This is a genomic window from Pseudomonas sp. Pseusp97 (assembly GCF_047304025.1).
GTDB lineage: Bacteria > Pseudomonadota > Gammaproteobacteria > Pseudomonadales > Pseudomonadaceae > Pseudomonas.
Map to the genome: position 1 here is coordinate 1 of NZ_JBGLYK010000037.1, position 18,787 is coordinate 18,787.

General features: G+C 59.8%; 17 protein-coding genes. 10 read left to right on the top strand and 7 right to left on the bottom strand.

Annotated elements, in window-relative coordinates:
• From ACCC94_RS09555 to ACCC94_RS09570, 4 genes are all read left to right on the top strand, one after another.
• The coding region (locus ACCC94_RS09555) for an ATP-grasp domain-containing protein (protein WP_413349158.1) at nucleotides 1-1,006 on the top strand (1,006 nt) is incomplete at its 5' end.
• Between the two features lies 1 nt (nucleotide 1,007).
• Entirely contained in the window at nucleotides 1,008-1,886 is an 879-nt protein-coding gene (locus tag ACCC94_RS09560; RefSeq protein WP_413349160.1) for a 5-oxoprolinase subunit B family protein, read from the top strand.
• Nucleotides 1,876-2,853, top strand: coding sequence for a biotin-dependent carboxyltransferase family protein (locus ACCC94_RS09565; protein ID WP_413349162.1), 978 nt, complete (start codon nucleotides 1,876-1,878; stop codon nucleotides 2,851-2,853). Before ACCC94_RS09560 ends, ACCC94_RS09565 begins: the two co-directional genes overlap by 11 nt.
• Before the next feature lie 106 nt (nucleotides 2,854-2,959).
• On the top strand, nucleotides 2,960-4,276 hold the full coding sequence (locus tag ACCC94_RS09570) for a purine-cytosine permease family protein (RefSeq protein WP_413349164.1): 1,317 nt from the start codon (nucleotides 2,960-2,962) through the stop codon (nucleotides 4,274-4,276).
• A gap of 490 nt (nucleotides 4,277-4,766) precedes the next feature.
• Here the strand turns inward: ACCC94_RS09570 and ACCC94_RS09575 are convergent, their stop codons facing one another.
• Nucleotides 4,767-5,708, bottom strand: a complete 942-nt coding sequence (locus ACCC94_RS09575; protein ID WP_413349165.1) for an aromatic alcohol reductase — start codon at nucleotides 5,706-5,708, stop codon at nucleotides 4,767-4,769.
• A 98-nt stretch (nucleotides 5,709-5,806) separates the two neighbouring features.
• On the opposite strand from ACCC94_RS09575, the gene ACCC94_RS09580 reads away from it, so the two are divergent.
• Nucleotides 5,807-6,256 (top strand): winged helix-turn-helix transcriptional regulator, encoded by a 450-nt coding sequence (locus tag ACCC94_RS09580; protein WP_413349166.1) that lies wholly within the window; start codon nucleotides 5,807-5,809, stop codon nucleotides 6,254-6,256.
• A 351-nt stretch (nucleotides 6,257-6,607) separates the two neighbouring features.
• On the opposite strand, the gene csrA is transcribed toward ACCC94_RS09580, so the two are convergent.
• The 5 genes from csrA to ACCC94_RS09605 form a co-directional block, all read right to left on the bottom strand.
• Nucleotides 6,608-6,787, bottom strand: coding sequence for a carbon storage regulator CsrA (gene csrA / locus ACCC94_RS09585; protein WP_023122037.1), 180 nt, complete (start codon nucleotides 6,785-6,787; stop codon nucleotides 6,608-6,610).
• Between the two features lie 55 nt (nucleotides 6,788-6,842).
• Complete coding sequence (locus ACCC94_RS09590; RefSeq protein ID WP_034047048.1) at nucleotides 6,843-7,766, bottom strand: hypothetical protein; 924 nt, start codon at nucleotides 7,764-7,766, stop codon at nucleotides 6,843-6,845.
• Between the two features lie 75 nt (nucleotides 7,767-7,841).
• A complete protein-coding gene (locus tag ACCC94_RS09595; protein ID WP_052168315.1) occupies nucleotides 7,842-8,852 on the bottom strand; it encodes a YqaJ viral recombinase family protein in 1,011 nt (336 codons plus the stop codon).
• A gap of 86 nt (nucleotides 8,853-8,938) precedes the next feature.
• Nucleotides 8,939-9,616 carry a hypothetical protein gene (locus tag ACCC94_RS09600; protein ID WP_034047050.1) on the bottom strand — a complete coding sequence of 226 codons (678 nt, stop codon included), beginning with the start codon at nucleotides 9,614-9,616 and terminating at the stop codon, nucleotides 8,939-8,941.
• A gap of 22 nt (nucleotides 9,617-9,638) precedes the next feature.
• Nucleotides 9,639-10,205 carry a DUF4339 domain-containing protein gene (locus ACCC94_RS09605; RefSeq protein WP_413349168.1) on the bottom strand — a complete coding sequence of 189 codons (567 nt, stop codon included), beginning with the start codon at nucleotides 10,203-10,205 and terminating at the stop codon, nucleotides 9,639-9,641.
• A 110-nt stretch (nucleotides 10,206-10,315) separates the two neighbouring features.
• Between ACCC94_RS09605 and ACCC94_RS09610 the strand changes: the two genes are divergently transcribed.
• A complete protein-coding gene (locus ACCC94_RS09610; protein ID WP_277368224.1) occupies nucleotides 10,316-10,678 on the top strand; it encodes a helix-turn-helix domain-containing protein in 363 nt (120 codons plus the stop codon).
• A gap of 40 nt (nucleotides 10,679-10,718) precedes the next feature.
• Here ACCC94_RS09610 and ACCC94_RS09615 read toward each other — a convergent pair whose 3' ends face one another.
• A complete protein-coding gene (locus tag ACCC94_RS09615; RefSeq protein WP_413349170.1) occupies nucleotides 10,719-11,687 on the bottom strand; it encodes a DUF932 domain-containing protein in 969 nt (322 codons plus the stop codon).
• 494 nt (nucleotides 11,688-12,181) lie between these two features.
• Between ACCC94_RS09615 and ACCC94_RS09620 the strand changes: the two genes are divergently transcribed.
• The 4 genes from ACCC94_RS09620 (at nucleotide 12,182) to zorA1 (ending at nucleotide 18,779) form a co-directional block, all read left to right on the top strand.
• The gene (locus tag ACCC94_RS09620) at nucleotides 12,182-12,838 is read left to right on the top strand and encodes a peptidase M15 (protein WP_413349171.1); all 657 of its coding nucleotides are present in this window, start codon (nucleotides 12,182-12,184) and stop codon (nucleotides 12,836-12,838) included.
• A 321-nt stretch (nucleotides 12,839-13,159) separates the two neighbouring features.
• Nucleotides 13,160-15,085, top strand: coding sequence for a type I restriction-modification system subunit M (locus ACCC94_RS09625; RefSeq protein WP_413349172.1), 1,926 nt, complete (start codon nucleotides 13,160-13,162; stop codon nucleotides 15,083-15,085).
• Entirely contained in the window at nucleotides 15,075-16,430 is a 1,356-nt protein-coding gene (locus ACCC94_RS09630; RefSeq protein WP_413349174.1) for a restriction endonuclease subunit S, read from the top strand. Before ACCC94_RS09625 ends, ACCC94_RS09630 begins: the two co-directional genes overlap by 11 nt.
• 153 nt (nucleotides 16,431-16,583) lie before the next feature.
• Entirely contained in the window at nucleotides 16,584-18,779 is a 2,196-nt protein-coding gene (gene zorA1 / locus ACCC94_RS09635; protein ID WP_413349175.1) for a type I Zorya anti-phage system protein ZorA1, read from the top strand.
• Nucleotides 18,780-18,787: the final 8 nt, after the last annotated feature.

Consider the following 18,787-nt stretch of genomic DNA (forward strand, 5'->3'; position numbering starts at 1 on the left):
GCGTACCGCGATGGCCGCCGGCGTGCCGGTGGTGCCGGGCTCGCCGGGCGAGTTGGAGGACATCGAGGCGGCGCTGCGCTGTGCGCAGGAGGTCGGCTATCCGTTGCTGATCAAGGCTTCCGCTGGTGGCGGCGGGCGCGGCATCCGCATCGCTCATGATGCCGACGAGCTGCGTCGCGAGTTCCCCGTCGCCCAGCGCGAGGCGCAGGCGGCGTTCGGCTCCGGGGCGGTGTACCTGGAACGCTTCATCCGCCAGGCGCGGCACATCGAAGTGCAGATCCTGGGCGACGGCGAGCGTGCCGTGCACCTGTTCGAGCGCGAGTGTTCGCTGCAGCGTCGCCGGCAGAAGGTCTTCGAGGAAGCGCCCTCGGCCGCGCTGAATGAACGCCAGCGCGAAGCCCTGTGCGCGAGCGCGGTACGCCTGGCGCAGAGCCTGGGCTATCGCGGCGCCGGTACCCTGGAATACCTGTTCGATTCTCACAGCGGCGAGTTCTTCTTCATCGAGATGAACACCCGCATCCAGGTCGAGCATCCGGTCAGCGAGATGATCACCGGCATCGACCTGGTCCAGGCCATGCTGCGCATCGCCGGCGGCGAGCCGCTGGCGCTGCGCCAGGAAGACATCCGCCTGCAGGGCGCGGCGCTGGAAATGCGCATCAACGCCGAGGACCCGGCGCGCAATTTCTTCCCCTGTCCGGGCGTGGTGGAAAGCCTGGGCTGGCCGCAGGGCGAGGGCGTGCGAGTGGACAGCCACCTGTACCCCGGCTATCGCGTGCCGCCTTACTACGACTCGCTGCTGGCGAAGATCATCGTCCACGGCAAGGACCGCGCGGAAGCGTTCGCCCGTGCCCGGCAAGCGTTGGAGAACACCGAGCTGACCGGCATGGCGACCACCCTGTCGCTGCACCGCTGGCTGCTGGCCGATGCGCGCGTGCAGGCGGCGCAGTTCGATACCGGTACCCTGGAAACCTGGCTGGCCGAGCGTTCGGCCACGGCGGAGGTGTGAGATGCATGAGCAGATCCGCTACAGCTTCGGCGGCGACGAGCACCTGTTCGCCGAGGTCGCCGAATCCATGTCGCTGGAGGCGTTCTTCCGTGGCATGGCCGTTACCCGCGCCATCGAGCAGCAGGGGATTCCCGGCGTGCTGGACGTCTGCCTGGCCAACGCCTCGTTTCAGGTGCGTTTCAATCCCGACCTGATCGCCCCGCAGGCACTGCTCGACCGCGTGCGCGAGCTGGAATCGCTGGCCACCACCGAGCGTCGCATCCAGACGCGGATCATCGAGATCCCGGTGCTGTACAACGACCCCTGGACCCACGAGACGCTGATGCGCTTCCGCGACCGCCACCAGGACCCGGATTCCACCGACCTGGAATACGCCGCGCGGATCAACGGTTACCAGGATGCCCAGGCGTTCATCGAGGCGCACAGCGGCACGCCGTGGTTCGTCTCCATGGTCGGCTTCGTCGCCGGCCTGCCGTTCATGTACCAGATGGTCGAGCGCGAGCGGCAGTTGCAGGTGCCCAAGTACCTGCGGCCGCGCACCGACACGCCGAAACTGACCCTCGGCCACGGCGGCTGCTTCGGCTGCATCTACTCGGTACGGGGCGCCGGCGGCTACCAGATGTTCGGTGTCACCCCCGCGCCGATCTACGACCCGCAACAGAGCCTGGGCTACCTGAAGGACTCCATGGTGTTCTTCCGCGCCGGCGACATCGTGCAGTTCAAGTCCATCGAGCGCGCCGAGTACGACCAGACGGTCGCCGCTGTGGAGGCCGGTAGTTTCGATCTGCGCATCCGTCCGGTGGAGTTCGATCTCGACGCTTTCCTCAACGATCCGCAAGGCTGCAAGCAGCGCCTGCAGGAGGTGCTCCATGTCGCTTAAGGTGCTCAAGCCCGGCCTCGCCACCTCGGTGCAGGATGCCGGCCGTGAAGGTTACTACCACCTGGGCATCCCGCCGTCCGGGGCGCTCGACCAGTATGCGTTGCGCGCGGCCAACCTGCTGGTGGGCAACCCGGCCACGGCGGCGGTGCTCGAATGCACGCTGCTCGGCCCGCAGCTGGAGTTCCAGCGCGATGCGTTGGTGGCCATCTGTGGCGCGGCTATGACGCCGCGCCTGGATGGGGCGGAGATGCCGCTGGACACCGCCTTCTGCGTGCGCGCCGGGCAGGTGCTGGGCTTCGACTTCATCAAGGCCGGCGCCCGCGGCTACATCGCCGTCGATGGCGGCATCGCGGTGCCGGAAGTGCTGGACAGCCGCTCCACCTATGGCCTGGGCGCCATCGGCGGGTACAACGGTCGGCGCCTGCAGGCCGGCGACGAGCTGCCGCTGGGCGAGCCGTCCGGACGCGGGCAGGAAGGCCTGGCGTTGCCACGCTCGCTGCAGATCGAGGTCGGCGGCGAGGTCAGTCTGCGGGTGGTGCCCGGCCTGTATCACCACCGCCTGACGGCGCAGGCCGCCGAGCAGTTCTTCGCCGATACCTGGACCGTCGGCTCCGAGGCGGATCGCACCGGCTACCGCTTCAAGGGCGGTACGCCGCTGGCATTCGAACCGCGCGAGCAGCCGTTCGGCGCAGGTTCCGATCCGTCGAACATCGTCGATGCCTGCTACCCCATCGGCTCGATCCAGGTTCCTGGCGGGCTGGAGCCGATCATCCTGCATCGCGATGCGGTGTCCGGAGGCGGCTACGCGACCATCGGCACGGTGATCAGCCCGGACCTCAATCGCATGGCCCAGATGCAACCCAACCAGAAGGCCCGTTTCGTCGCCATCACCCTGGAAGAGGCCCTGGTGGTGCGCCGTCGCTATAACCAGCAACTCGAAAACCTGAACCGCTTCTTTCTTGCCTAGCCAATAACAACGCCGCGGCGGCGCGATACCCGGTGGCTCCCCTTGAGGGTGCCGCCGCGGCCTCCTGCTGCCGCTCGCCAAGCCCTCATCTTGCGGAGAAACCAAGATGGCAAGTCTGTCGCAGCATCCCGAGGTCGATTCCTCCATTTCCAGTGTTCCCAGCCATGCCCGGATGGGCCGGCTTTCCTTGAGCATGGCCTGGTGGGCCGTGTGCAGCGCCATGTTCTACATCGTCGTGGGCGCCTCTCTGGCGATGGCCTACGGCGCGCGCAACACAATCCTTGGCATGCTGCTGTCGGTGGCATGCTACGGCCTGATCAACGCCGTGATCAGCCGCTACGCCATCCGCACCGGACTTTCCGTGGCACTGTTCTCACGCATTCTGTTCGGCAGCGCGGGCGCCTCCCTGGCGACCTTGATCTTCTTCTCCACGGCTATTTATTACGCGGTGTTCGAGGGCTCGGTAATTGCCGTGGCGCTCAACCACCTTTATCCCGGCGTGTCCTATTCGCTGGCGGCGCTGCTGGTGGTGCTCTACAGCGTGCCCTTGATCTTCGGCGGCGTGCAGCATTGGCTGGACCGCTTCAACGGCGTACTCCTTCCGTTCTACCTGTTCGGTCTGCTGGCGGCGGTGGCACTGTCCATCTCCGCGTACGGCTACCAGCCGCAATGGCTGGATTTCGGCCCGGCGAACCCGCCGTCCGGCGGCTGGTGGGATTGTTTCACGGCCTACATGGGCGTCTGGGTGTTGATGATGTTCACGTTCGACTACGCCCGCTTCGGCAAACCTGAGGACGCCGCCTGGCACGGGCGCTGGAACTTCGGCATGCCCTTCTACCTGGTGACCTTCTTGCTCAACGGAATGGCCGGCATCTACCTGGCCAGCAGCATTCCGCAGGTAGGCGCGCTGAGCGAGGTCACCGTGGTCATGGCGATCCTCAAGCTGATGGGAATTTGGGGGTTGCTGTTCGTCTGGGTGACGCAGACACGGATCAACACCGCCAATTACTACCTGGCGACGGTGAACATGCAGACGTTTTTCGCCGAGGTTTTCCGCCTGCGCGCCTCCAGCGTGGTCTGGGCAGTCGCGGTCGGGGTGGTGGTCTATTCGCTGATGCTGGCCGATGTATTCGCCTGGCTGCTCAAGGCGCTAGCCTGGCAAGGCGTGTTTGTCGTGGCCTGGGTGGGCGTAGCATTGGCGCACATCCTGGGCAGGGCGCCACTGTCGGTCGACGAGCCGGCGCGGCTGAACGGGGTGGGTATTGCCGCCTGGATGTGCGGTGCGCTGCTTGGGTTCGCGCTGATGGAGGCGGGCGGCAGCCTGCAATCCTTCTCTGCACCATTGACGTTCGTGATGTCGGCAGGAGTGTACGTCATGTTGCGCCGCAGGCGCGCAGTGTCGCCTGCCACTACGGCGAACTAATAAAAGAGCCGCCTGACAGATTGCCGCGACACGAAGTAGGAGCATCGTGACGCCATGCTCGACGCTTCAGTCCAGACTCCCGGCGGTGATACGCCGGGAGCAGATCCTTCCGTTTTGTCGTCTTCTGTCAGCCCTCTCGCGCCGCAGTTCCCTTTGTGACCAGAGCGAGCCGCCGCCTTCCGCGGCTAGGCTCGGCGGCTGATTCGAAGGATACCGAGTGCAATCGCTCTGGATTCACGCTGTTTGGACGCGAGCGGGGGATACAGTGCCATCAAGGTGTTGGCTAGTGGAATTCGATAGTTTCTGGGGCATCGGGGGAGACTGTGCACAGATTCGACGGAAGCAGGGTAGCTACCGACCCGTAGCGGATACTAAGCCTCCATGCGGGCAGTCTCGAGAGCTTGCCTTCCTCGAAACTTTCAGCCTCAGTTATCAGCGCCCATTATCGAGCCAAGGAGCTTCTCGGCAATTCAGCTATCTGTTGACGCACTCACTTGTTCCCAAGGTTTGCCCGAGCCCATTCCTCAGCGGTGGTAACGGGGATCGACTGCTGTTCGTTGAAGGTGCCCACTTTAGGCCATGCCACCCCTTTGCCTTGTGCGAACACAGCACGGTATTTTTTGATGTGATGGGTAGGGTCTTTTCTCAGCTCATCCATCAGGTACGCAACAGTCCAGACATTGGTTTTGAATGGACGGCCCAGCACACGTTCAAGGATGCTAGCGACCTGTCCATACGGCACCGTGTCGCCGGAGAGATAGACAATCTCGTTCCGGAAGCGAGGTTCAAAGAAGACGATTTCCGCCGTGAGAGCGCCGATGTCGTCTGGTGTGGTGAGCGTCACGCTGTTCTTGAGACTGCCGAGCGCGTTAACGGTGTCATTGTCGAAGTCGACTACCTCAAATACGGGCTCGAAAAGGAAGCTGGTGAACATGCCCGTCGAGATAATTACCCATTCGGTTTTGTCTTGCGCGCGGAGCGCCTCGCGTACATCGAGTTGAGCATCGAAAAGATCTTGGGGGCTGCCCCGACCGATCACTTCGAAATCCACGCCGAACTGCCAGGGGAAATAGCGCTTCACGCCCGCCCTCAGTGCTGCTGTAGCCAACTTCATGGGCGTTTCTCGACCCGCGACCATGCCCGCACAGCCGATGACAGTATCGAATCGAGCGAACACCTCAGCTAACTGATCAATCGAATCTTTTACAAGATCCGCAGCGACCATTTGGATGCCCAGCCCGCGCAGTTCGTCGATTTCGGCCTTTTTCTCCGGTATCTGGGTGTTGATAGACGACTCCCTGAGAAGAACACTGATTTTGGAGCCGGGTGCGCGTTTGGCCACTCGCGCGAGATTGCGCGAAACCGGTAGGCCAAGTTCGCCAGCGCCGAGTACAAGAATGGACTGAGGGAAGAGAGGGGTTGCTTCGGTCATGATTTCTCCTGAGGCGTGATGCCTATAACATGAGCGAATGCTGGCATGATCGGGCAGTACTCGTAAGAAGGCACACGCGTGATACCAAAGGGGGATTAATGACCAATCAAGACGCTCTGAGCCAGGCAGAGGCCATCTGCCGAACGCTCCGAGAAGATGATGATGGAGTCAGGCGGGAAGTCCTCGCCCACGCGGGAAGCCGATGGTCTTTGGGCATCCTGCATGCCTTGGGCGTGTACGGCACAATGCGACATGCCGACATAAAAAGGCAGATGACCGGGGTGACTCAGCGAATGCTAACGAAGACGCTGCGGGCCATGGAGCGGGATGGGTTGCTACTTCGACGGGAGTTCGGGGAGATTCCTCCTCGCGTCGAATACCAACTGACGCCGTTGGGTATGGAACTGTTGGTTCGGATGTCCCCTGTTTGGATGTGGGTGGTCGAAAACGCCGAGGAGTTTCGCAAGGCGCGTCGCGTTTTCGACAGTCAAGAAGACCGGAAACCCTCTTGGCAGATCCCCACGCCGACTCCTTCGAATCTTGAGTAATCGATTGCGTGCACCTCTCGTTCAGATTGGTGGCACTCGACCTAACCCCGTCGATCACCGAACGTCTGCTAATGGCCGGAAGCAGCCTGTAGATGTGCAAAAAAGAAACTGCAACAGGAGCCCAGAGGGCTCCTGTTTTTGCCGACCTAACGCCAGAGAGACGAGCCTCGTCGGGTAGCGAAATGGAATATGGCGAGCGCCACGATGAGTGTCAGCAACACTGACCAGAACCGCATAGCCAAGACAGTCAGACCGACCACGGCTGCCGTACCGGCGAAGATACTGAATAGTACAAAGAGTTGGCTCAGGAAGCGCAGTAGCCCCATGCCGATTCTCCTATGAAGCGAGCGATCAGGAAGGGCAATGTTGATTAGCTTGGATACGCTGATAGACCTCATCGCGGTGCACGGTGATATGGGGAGGCGCAGATACACCAACGCGCACCTGATTGCCGTTGACTCGAAGTATGACGATCTCGATATCGTCGCCAATGCGGATGGTTTTACCGACGCTGCGGGTGAGGATGAGCATGCTTTACTCCTAAGCGTTTAGTTGGTGCAGGGCTGCTGCTTGGCACCTGCGTTTGCTAATTGATTGGTTGCTGATTGCGCGCTTCAGCGCGTTCGCGCAGCAGCGTGGATAGCGTGGGGCGCGTGCTGGCGGTGATTTGTTCGTTAGCTGGAGCGGGAGAAGTCGCCGTGGTGGCGGCAGGCTCGGGAAAGAATTCATCAACGATCGCTCCGCCTTCTTCTTCGCTATCCTCAAACGCCCCGTTGGCGAAGCCCTGGCGCGCTGCAGCATCGAGGGCTTGCTGGTCGAAGCCGGATGCTTGGCGCACCTCATCGGTCTCTCGGGCATGCTGCAGCGCAGCTTCGATCGACAGCCCGCTGCGTACGGTGATATCGACGTAGAAGATCGGTGAGCCATGGCTTTGTCGGGTGGATTTGCCGCGCAGACGCAGCTCCAGCGGCAGGCACGCTAAACGATCTCCCGAAATCGCTTGGAGGTACTGCAGGCGAGCGGCCAAGGTGCGAATGCTGTTGAAGCCGGTGGTTCGAAACACGAAGCTGCCCAATGCATCTTCATCGCCGACGACCACGTTGAGCCGGCCATACGGCTTGCAGGCGCCACCTTTTGCCAGCGAGCAACCATCGGGCGAAGGGCAGGGCAGTGAGTCGATACTGTCCTTGCCGCGACGCTTACAGGTCTCGCCATTGCCAACGCAGATCGGCCGGCCGGATTGCCGGTCGAACAGACAGTACTCGGCACGGAAATTAAGGTCAGGCGAATTGAACAGCAGGCGGATTGGGATGCTGCGGATCTTGCCGCCTTGGGCTTTGCGCAGCTCTTCGTCGAATGGGTGGTGGATCCAGCCATCACGCAGTTGTACCTGCGAAGTAATGGTGAACTGATCATCTTTTTCCGGCAGGCGCTTACCGTTTTTCTCGACAACCTTGCCGATGGAAATCCGCCCGAGTACGGGCGGCGTGATGGCCAAGCCTTTGAGCATGGTTGGTTCTCCAAGTGAATAAAAAGGGACCGCCCCGAGCCAGGTGACTCCGGGGCGGTCAAGGGGGGAACGATTTCAGCTAACCAGGAAGCGACGGCTTCCCGGTTTGGTCGTTGAGAAGCGTGTGAGGAGATACGGTTTTTCCTTCAGCAACAGAGGGACATCCAGAGCCTGGCTGTCCTTGGCCTTGCGCCAGATCACCGAGCCGTTGGCGAACACCGCTCGACTGGCGTCCCCCATGGCCTGCTGCAGAAACTGTTTGAGCTCAGCCTCGCGCTGGCTGTGGGCCTCGAGAGTGGCTCGCGTTTCCTTCAGCTCATCGAAGGCAGCGCAGAGAATGGGATCCTGAGAAAAGTCCCGCGTGTTGCCGTTGTCTTCGGGGTAGAGACAGCGCAGTGCTTGCTCTGCTGATTCGGAGCCATCGGCCGGCGGCGGGGTGTCGCGTTGCACGTAGTTCCAGAATTCCTGCTCCAGTTCGATCAGCCGAACGATCAACTCGTCGTCACGCTCGATGCGGTGAATCTCCAACTGCTGGCCGCCGAGCAGCACGGCCACGTCTGCCGCCTGCTTACCGGTCACCGCCAACTGATGCATCACCTGTAGCTGCACATACACCGGCACGCCTTCTTTCCAGAGGCGCGCTCCGTTGATGCCTGCGGTCTTGCATTCGAGGATCTGCACATCGCTGGCGCCGATAACCTCGCGGTCGATGTTGGCCAGCATCCAGTTCAGTTTCGGATCAGGGTGCTGCAACACGGCGTTGATGCGCCGTACTCGGTGTCCGCTGCGGCGGGTGTAGTGTGTTGCGACGATCGGTTCGAGGATGTTGCCCCAGTAAGTGGGGCTTTCCTCATGAAGCGGGTCGATCTTTGGCAGGCCGGCATCTCGGCCGGTCTTCTCCAGCCATAACTCCAATTGGGATTTGTACGGATTGAGGCCGACGGCTGCGGCAGCATCGGAGCTTCCAATACCGTCTTTGCGGATAGCCAGCCACGCTTCACGGGAGAGTTGCTTGGTACCCACCAAACGCAGGGCAGGGCGCTTCAGCTCTGGATTGCGGGTGCCAATTGCTTGAGACCGAGTCATACGGTTTTCCTCTGAGCATAAAAAAGCCCGACGGGCATGGCCGGTCGGGCTTTTAAATGGAGTGGATCTATTTGCGTTGTGGCAGCTCAGAACAGGCGTTTGTTCAGGCCGAGGAGGTGATAGTCCTTGGTGTAACACATGGGGACGCTCTGGCAACTGCCGCCGATTTTCTTCACTTCAGCCTCATCCACCAGTGGCAGGTACTTCGGCAGATCCGCGTCCTCGATCAGTTGATCCCCCAGCATGCAGCCATATTCAGTGCCATAACTGCCCGCTATACAGCTGATATCCGGGGGATTGGTTAGTGGCTTGATCGCACCCGTTGATACGGGGTTGGGCTCGGACTTTGTGCCGGGTGGATCGTAGTAGTTACCACCGTAACCAGGACCCGTTCCATCTCGATAGGAGACTGCTTTGCCATGGCTGTCAGGTCCGATGTACCACTCGGCTTGGATGATGTAGTTGCCTTCAGGCGCATTGCCGATGAACTGAGTCCCTTTCTGGCAGATCCCATCAGCACCGCAATGGGCAACGTTGTAGTTGCCGACGCTCTTGACCTGACCGTTGTGTGTCACCACGCGTACGATCTCTGGCGCATCTTTCGGCATGCACACCTGGTAGGTCCCTAGTGTCGTGGTGCCCATCTGCATTGCGATTTTCATGTCGTTCAGCTGGATGGTCTTCCAGCACTCCTGCACATCCGCAGCCATGACATGCATGGCAAAGCAGGACAGCAACAGCGCTATCGCTCTGATCATTTTCATGGAGTGACTCTCGTAAGTGAGGCTAGCCCTGGTGCGCGCCGATGCTGATGACGAAGCAGACGATCCAGGTGATGAAGTAGGCGAGGTTCTGGTTCAGTAGCTTGGCGCGCTGATAGAGGTAAACCGGCACCACGAAGACCCAGCCTTTGAAGCGGCTGACGTCGTGGCCTGCCTGTTTGAGGCGCTTGGAGTCAAGTACGGATAGGGCGATGTTCAGCGCCAGCGTGACGTACCAGTAGCGATTGGCAGCCATGGCGCGCTCCCACTGCGCTTCACTGCCAGTGAACATCCCAGCCACGAACGACTCCAGCAAGTAGCCAATCAAGGGAGCGAAGGCGAGCAGCCAGACGATCTTGTTGTTGACGCTGCTGCCGGTCAGCGGTGGCGGCGCCACATCCTCCAGATGCTGGCGCAGTTCGGTTTGCTCGATCTGCATCCAGTCAGCCATACCCTTTTTCCAGACACGGGACCCGTAAGTAAGTTGGCCTTGCTGGATGAGGGCGATGAGCTGTTGCTGCGATACGGCGCCTTTGCGCTCGCCGTTCTGCTCGTAGTGCCAAGAATCATTAATTGCAGTTGCTTCCCGCATTGGATGGTCTCCTTAGGTATGGATTAGGCCAAAGTGGTTGATAGTCGGTCTTTCTGGCTCTTCCTGTCAAATGAGGCGTTGTTCAACCATTCAGGATGAGTGGAGGGGCCATGAAAAACGACGAAGACTTGCAGCGACTGGCAGTGCTTACTGGCCAAGCAATCGCCCGGCACAGAAAGCGCAGAGGACTAACTCAGGACGACGTCGCTGAGTTGCTTGGTATTGGTAACGAAGCCGTATCTCGAATTGAGCGAGGTCTGAGAAAGCCCAACATCGAGCGACTGATAGAGTTCGCGACAATCTTCGAATGCGATTTGTCGGAGCTTTTGACCGAGGCTAGTCCTCGAGCGGTTGAGCAGGCTGGTCGTATTCATGACCTGTTGGAGCCGCTTGCCGCGGAAGATAGGCAGCTGCTGTTAGAGATGGTTGAACGGCTAGCTGCCCGGCTGCAGCCACCTAGCAAGAAGCGCTAGTTGCCCCCTTGGCATTACGTCCGTCCATTCAGATGTAACATCAGGCCACCAAGGCCAGCGCAGCATCCAACGCTTTCTGCTTCAGCACCGCCCCTTGTCCGAACCACGCAGAGTCCAGGCGATATTCATTGCTGCGCGCACGCCGCTCGTGGTCCACATATTCGGTGACGGAGCAGAGCAATCCCCACGCAGTTCCTTCCGCCGCAGGTAGCGTGGCACCGCGACCCGCTCCTTCGTACAACTCATGCACCCGGCGCAACGCCCGCTCGTTTGCCAGCTTTTCGGGGATGTCGGTCGAAGGGGACACATCGCACAGCACGTCCAGAAAGAAGCTCGTCGCCTCTCTTGGGCGCACTTTACGTTCGGCCAGATGACGCATCCGGTACATGAACTCATCCCATTGCGAGACAGAGATGCCGAGTTGCTTTTTCACCGTTTGGGAGTCGAAGCGAGTGTTGTGGGGAACCTTGATCGCGCGAGAGGTGCCATCCAAGGCGATGGTAAGGGTGTTGTTGCAAACAACTCGGATGGTGGTCGGTGTGGCAGTAGTGGCGAGCGTTCCGTCGCACGAGGTGGCTAGCAGCAAGTAACCATTCACCTGGTCATTGCCTTTGAGCGCTGTGTGCTGACCAGTGCGCGCCAGTGCCCAGAATTTGCGGCCACCTTTGAGCACGCCAGCCGTTTCGAGCTCATAGCCCGATACCTCCGTCAGGTCGCGATAGAACTCCAGCACCTCTTTGGGCTGGACGACCTGATAGCGCTGCGAGACTACTGAGAGCGGTGCCTTGGTATCGGAGCGGTAGAGCACCTTCTGTTCGGGGAAGGAGTGGATGCTGCCCAGGTGGCCAACCGCATCGGCTTTGAAGTGCACCGGGCTTTCCTGGATCTGCCAGTCCATGCCGGCTTCGCGTTGCCAGATTTCGATAGGTTGCTTTTGAGGGAGCTGGTTGCCCAGACCGTGCCAGGGCGTTTCGCCCACATAAGCCATTTGTTCGACGAGATGAGCCATGGTGAGTTTCCTTTGAGCAATAGCCAGCGTAAGGCGCCGCGCAACATGTGGCACCGGCTGAATTGATTGGGGGGAGTGAGGGGGCAAGGCCGATCAGGTGGGGAGATTGAAACGGTGCCCACAGATCAAGCAAAGGTTTCTATCTATTACGTGATGATCCAGCTGGAGCCCTAGTTTTGCTCCCATCAGACAGCTGTTAGCTGCACCTACAATGGCGCCGAGCAATAGGGCTACGTCTTTGGTCTGCCTCCCAAAAAATGCAGAGGAGAGCACGCAGACTGCACCACCAATAGCTCCAACTGTGGCCCCTAACCTTCTGGCTGGAGCGCTCATGGCGATGCGCGGTGATTGGCAGCATGGGCATTGCAATGACATGGTTGAATCGCCTCCATTTAGGGGATGTCATTGCAGTGATGTAGGACTGAAGTTTTTTGGAGCCGCTGCGGCTAGGCGAATGAACTGAGCCACCAACTCGAACAACAAGGATGAATTGAATGACGAAGCCCATGACCGTCAAAGCACTAGAGGACCTAGGCCGAGTGAGGCTGTCTACTCACTTCTTTATGCGTGACTTCCTCTACTCAGAAATTAGCCAGATCGAAGGAATTCCGAACGTGCCGGACTATCCCGAGCGCGCTGTAGAGGCAGGAAAGCAGTTGTGCGATCAGTTGCTCGAGCCGCTTCAGGAGCGCTTTGGCCGGGTTGTCATACGCTCTGCCTATCGATCCCCGGCTGTGAATGCCAAGGGCGCAGAGAATGGCAATCAATACAGCTGTGCGGCCAATGAAAAGAACTATGCCTCGCACATTTGGGATTATCCCGATGCTGAGGGATATCTTGGTGCTACCGCCTGCATTGTGGTTCCTGCACTTTTGCCGTGGTACGAGGCAACGGGTGACTGGACGCCGCTGGCATGGTGGATTCACGACAATCTGCCTTACGCCAGCCAATTTTGGTTTCCCAAACTGGCTGCCTTTAACCTTCGCTGGAGCGGTAATCCCGCTGCGTTGCCGCACATCAACACCTATGTCACCAACCCCCATACAGGAGATAGGAAAGCGATCGTTAAGGATGGCCAACCGAAGCTTTCGGCGGAGGCGCGAAACGAGGTGGTGGATGCTTGGCTTGCCAGTCTTGCGTGCGTGGGTTAGCGATTCGCTGGATCAATGTGTAAACCGCGTAACGCGGCGAGTTGCTGCGATCGTGCGGTCCATCTTTACCCTCTGACAATCCGACGCAGCGCATAAATGCTGGCGGGCATCAAGGTGGTGGATGATCTGCCAACGTAGCCTTGCTCCGGCGTTTGGGCTTTACCACCGATGGCTGCATGGATATGGTGACGGCCTTCGCAATAAGGCTGTAGATATTCCAGGGATGGCACCGCCACTGCGCGTTCGGTGGCGAGCTTCCTGCGTCTATCCGGTCTTGCAGTTTGATAGACGGCCCGATAGTGGGCGTCAGGAGCAAAGTTCATGAGTGAGTTGAGGCAGGCCCTTCTGGCCGCCGTTCCCGTCGATGGTTCGAGCATTGGTAATCAGTCGCTGCTGGAACGACTGAAAAATCAGTTTGAGCAGCTCACTGAAGAGGCGTACCTAGAGGCTCGCGATGCGTTGATTGCTCAAGGCGTGCTGCTAAAGGGGCGTGGCCGTGGTGGTTCCGTCATGCGTGCCGAAGTGCAGGAGCAGAGCCTGGCTGAGCAAGCGCTGACGAAGGCGCGGCAGCGTCAGGAAACGCTCGAATTGGAAGAGCCCTCCGAGCCGAAAGCCAAGCCCGCTCGTGCGCCCGCCAAGATAAAGGCGGCCACCGGCATCGAGGACATGAAGAAAACCCTCTGGGCCGCAGCCGACAAGCTGCGCGCCAACATGGACGCCGCCGAGTACAAGCACATCGTCCTCGGGCTGATCTTCCTCAAGTACATCTCCGACAGCTTTGCCGGGCTGCGCGAACAGCTCACGCGGCGCTTCCTCGACGAGAACGACGAGTATTACCTGGGCGATGATGACGCCGAGATGCTCGCCGGCGAGTTGGAAGAGCGCGACTACTACAAGGCTGAGAACGTCTTCTGGGTGCCCGAGGCCGCGCGCTGGGAAGGTCTGCGGGCCGCCGCCAAGCAGGCGGACATCGGCAAACGCATCGACGAGGCCCTGGCCGCCATCGAGGCGGAAAACCCGAGCCTGAAGAGCATCCTCGACAAGCGCTACGCCCGAGCGCAGCTGCCCGACGGCAAGCTCGGCGAGCTGGTCGACCTGGTCGCCACTATCGGCTTCGGCGACGATGCTAGCAAGGCCCGCGACCTGCTTGGCCAGGTCTACGAATACTTCCTCGGCCAGTTCGCCAGTGCCGAAGGGCGTAGGGGGGGGCAGTTCTATACGCCGGCCAGCATCGTGAAAACTCTGGTGGCGGTGCTCAATCCGCACCATGGCAAGGTCTACGACCCTTGCTGTGGCTCGGGCGGCATGTTCGTGCAGTCGGAGAAGTTCATTGAGGCCCACGGCGGAAAGCTGGGCGACGTATCCATCTACGGTCAGGAAGCCAACCCCACCACCTGGCGCCTGGCGGCGATGAACCTAGCCATTCGCGGCATCGACTTCAATTTAGGCAGGGAGCCGGCTGACACTTTCGTGCGTAATCAGCACCCGGACCTGCGCGCCGACTTCATCCTCGCCAATCCTCCGTTCAACATCAGCGACTGGTGGCACGGTAGCCTGGAAGGCGACCCGCGCTGGGTCTACGGCACCCCGCCGCAAGGCAACGCCAACTACGCCTGGTTGCAGCACATGCTCTACCAGCTCAAGCCCAACGGCCGCGCCGGCATCGTTCTGGCCAACGGCTCCATGAGCTCTAGCCAGAACGGTGAAGGCGACATCCGCAAGGCCATGGTCGAGGCTGATGTGGTGGAAGTGATGGTCGCGCTGCCTGGCCAGCTGTTCTTCAACACCCAGATTCCCGCTTGCCTCTGGTTCCTGGCCAAGGACAAACGCCACGCGCTTAGCAACGGTGGCATCGACCGCAGCGGTCAGGTGCTCTTCATCGATGCCCGCAAGCTGGGTACCAACGTCAGCCGCGTGCAGATCGAACTGACCGATGCCGATATCGAACGCATTGCCGGCACTGTGGCGGCCTGGCGCGGCGAAGCCCTAGATAAAGACGCTGAAGTGGGTGAGTACGCCGATATTGCCGGCTTCTGCCGCAGCGTTACTCTGGCTGAAGTCGCCGAGCATGGGCATGTGCTGACGCCGGGCCGCTATGTCGGCACCGAAGCAGTGGAAGACGACGACGAAGCCTTTGCCGAGAAGATGCAGCGGCTGACCCTGCAGCTTGGCGAGCAGATGCAGAAGGGCGCGGAACTCGATCAGTTGATCCGGCAGAAACTAGGGGGGCTGGGTTATGAGTTCTGAGGTTTTATGGTCTGTTTTGGGGGATGTAGTCGAAGAGATTATAGATCGACGCGGTGTTACACCACTGAAGCTAGGAGGTGATTTCACATCGTCGGGGCACCGCGTAATTTCGGCCAAACTCATTAAGGGTGGTCGGGTACAGCTTGATGCAGATGAACCACGATTTGTCGATTCGATGATCTACAAAAAATGGATGCGTACACCGCTGCGGGCAGGGGATGTATTGATGACATCTGAGGCACCAGTGGGAGAGCTTGCCTATTTGGAGCGAGATAGGGGTTGGGTCTTGGGACAGCGTTTATTTGCGCTAAGGCCCAAAGGGAATGTGCTAGATGGCAAATATCTGTATTACGCTTTGCGAACGGATCAGGTGCGAGCTGAAATCTTTGGGCGCGCTACTGGCACAACAGTTCAGGGAATCCGCCAGGCAGAGCTTCGGCTAGTAAAGGTTCCGGTCCCCCCCATAGGAGTTCAGCGTTCTGTAGCTGAAACACTTAGCTCCCTCGACGACCGTATTTCCCTAATACGGGAGAGCAACGCCACGCTAGAGGCCATCGCCCAAACGCTATTCAAATCCTGGTTCGTCGATTTCGACCCTGTGCGGGCCAAGGCCGAAGGCCGCCAGCCGGACGGGATGGATGCCGCCACCGCCGCCCTGTTCCCCGATAGCTTCGATGAGTCTGAGCTGGGCAGTTTTCCAGCTGGATGGGAGGTAAGGCCGATTGGCGAGATGGTGGAGGGGATCTACGACGGCCCACACGCGACTCCGCCAGAGGCCAATGAAGGACCGGTTTTCCTTGGTATTAAGAATCTGACTGGAGCAAGTCTCGACCTCTCGGAAGTTCGCTACATCAATGAGAACGACTGGAAGCATTGGACGCGGCGAGTCGAGCCAAGGCACGGTGATATCGTTTTTAGTTACGAAGCAACGCTTGGTTTCTTTGCATTGATTCCTCCGGATGTACGTTGTTGCCTGGGGCGTAGACTTGCCCTGGTTCGGCCTCATTCCGAAAATGGGGCAGGGCTATTTTGGTTTCACCAATTCATATCCAAGCCCTTTCAGCAGATGCTAGAAAAGAACACGATTCATGGCGCAACGGTAAATCGCATTGCGCTAAAAGCGTTTCCTAGCTACCAAGTGCTCAATCCGACAAAAGCCTTGAAGTTGGCTTTCGATTCCTCGGTATCTCCGCTATGGGCGCAAATTCATAGAAACCAAGCGCAGGCCCACACCCTCACACAACTCCGTGACGCCCTCCTGCCGCGGCTGATCTCCGGCCAGCTGCGATTGCCAGAAGCTGAAGCTTTGGCTGCGGGTGATGCGCGAGCGTGCGCTGGCACGTAGTGAGGGCTGCCGCGCGGCTGTGATCAAACAACTCTCCTCCAGCGATGGGTAGCCCTGCCGACAAGCTGTTACAGCGCAACTCATCTCAAAGACGTAATACAACCGCACAGAGGGGCTCGTAGAGGCTCCCAGGGAACAAGCAGGGCTAGGGCTATGGACTTCACGAATTGGTTGGATTTGTTAGGGAAAGCAACGCACGAGCAATTGACTGCACCCGCCTTCGTGGTGAGCTTGGTGACGTTGTTGTGCCTTTGGTACGGCGTGCGTTACTTCCTGTATTCGTTCGTTCTGAGCCGCCGCATCAAGCGGGTGTCGAAGGAGGTTCGCGCCGTCGGCGAGCTGCAACCAGCCAAGCGCCGAGGTGCACTGGAGCAGGTATTCCAGAAGCCTCCACTGCAACATGCGTGGCAGGAGTACGCGGAAACGCTGCACGACCAATTTGAAGTGCGTGATGGCGAGCGGCAGCTGCTGCGCTCTCGGGCAACAGCTGGCGCTGGACACTTCTTCACGTCTCAGACAGTGGTGGAAACACCGCTTGGCACCGAGTTCTACAAGCACTTGCCGGGCATTCTGACCGGCATCGGGATTGTTGGTACCTTCTTCGGCTTGATGCTGGGCTTGCAGCATTTCAACCCGGGTACGCCTGAGCAGGTCAACGCGAGCGTCGACCAGTTGCTCAAGGACGTACTGTTTGCCTTCCTGGGCTCCTTCTTCTCGATCTTTGCCTCCATCGCCGTCACGCTCACCGAAAAGTGGCGTTTGGGGCGCTGCTACAAGCACCTGGAGAAACTGACCGAGGCCATCGACGGTCTGTTCGACAGCGGTGTTGGTGAGGAGTACCTGGCCGAACTGGTGAAGTCGAGCAATGAAAGCTCGATCCAGACCCGCCAACTGAAGGACAGCCTGGTCACCGATCTGCGCGAGATGCTGCAGAACCTGGTGGACACCCAGGTGCGAGAGAGCCTAAAGCTGGCTGACACCCTGTCCGCCAGTTACCGCGACTCCGGCCAGGTGCTGGCCGAGCAGATTGGCGGTGCGATCGAAAGCAGTTTGAGGGCGCCTCTGGAGCAGATCGCCGGGGCCGTGCAATCGGCGAGTGGCGATCAGAGCAACCAGGTGCAGAGCCTGCTGCAGGATGTGCTGGTGGCTTTCATGAACAAGCTGGAGAGCACGTTCGGCCAGCAGTTCAATGGCCTGCACGAAATGATGGGGCAGTCGGTAGCTGCCATGCAGTCCATGCAACAGGGCTTTAATACGCTGGTGGATGACATGCGCTCGGCTAGCGAGAGCTCGACGCAGAACAGCGCGAAGATGATCGCCCAGCTCCTGGCCGATATGCAGGCTGGGCAGAACAGTATGCAGACAGGCATGAACGAGATGCTGGCCAATCTGCAGGCCTCCATTGCGCGGATCGGCAGTGAAGGCGAGGGGGCCGGCGAGCGCATGGCCCAGCAGTTGGAGAAGCTATTCGCCGAGAGCGAAGCGCGCCAGCAAGCCATGGCGGAAAACCTGCAGGCCTTTATCGAGACGATGAAGCAGAACATCGGCCAGGGGCAGCAGGAAACTATGGCCAAGATCGCCGGCTCGGTGGATGTTCTTGGTGAGCAGTTGGGCGCCATGTTCAAGCAGATGGAGCAGGGCCGCGCGCAGATGGACCAAGCTACTAAGGTTGCCCAGGTTGAGCTGCACCGCGGTACTCGCGAGATGGTTGGCGGTCTTGAGAAGCAGGTCAATGACCTGTTGGATGCGGTGGCTGAGCAGAACGGCTCGATGCAGGACACCGTCAAGCTGCTCAGTGCTCAGACCGAACAACATTTGCAGAGCATGCAGGCTGGCGCGGAGAAGATGCGTGTCGCCGCCGAGCGCTTCGAAACAGCGGGGCAGAGTGTCACGAAGGCCAGCGAAGCCACCACTGGCATGCTGGGTGCTATCCAGAGCTCTGGAACCGAACTGGTGGGTGCCTCGCGGGAACTCAGCAGTATCGTGGCCGATTATCGCAACAACCGCGACGCCCTTGCTCAAACGCTGAGCGTGATTCAAGGCGTGGTTGCCAGCGCGCAAAGCGAGGCCTCCGGCCGCACTCAGTACCTGCTGGACATGAAGCAGCAAAGCGAACGGCTACAAGTGCTTAATCGTGAGGTTCATGACTATCTCGAGCGGATCAGCGACGTGCTGGGCAAGGGCTTTGGGGAGTTCTCCGAAGGCGTTGACCGTAGCCTGCGCCAGACTCTGGGCAGCCTGGATGCCGAATTGCACAAGGCCATGACCAGCCTGGCCGGTGGCGTCGAGGGTGTGAAGGAAAGCCTGGAAGACTTCAGCGACATCATGGAAAGCATCCAGAAAAAGTGATTGGGGGG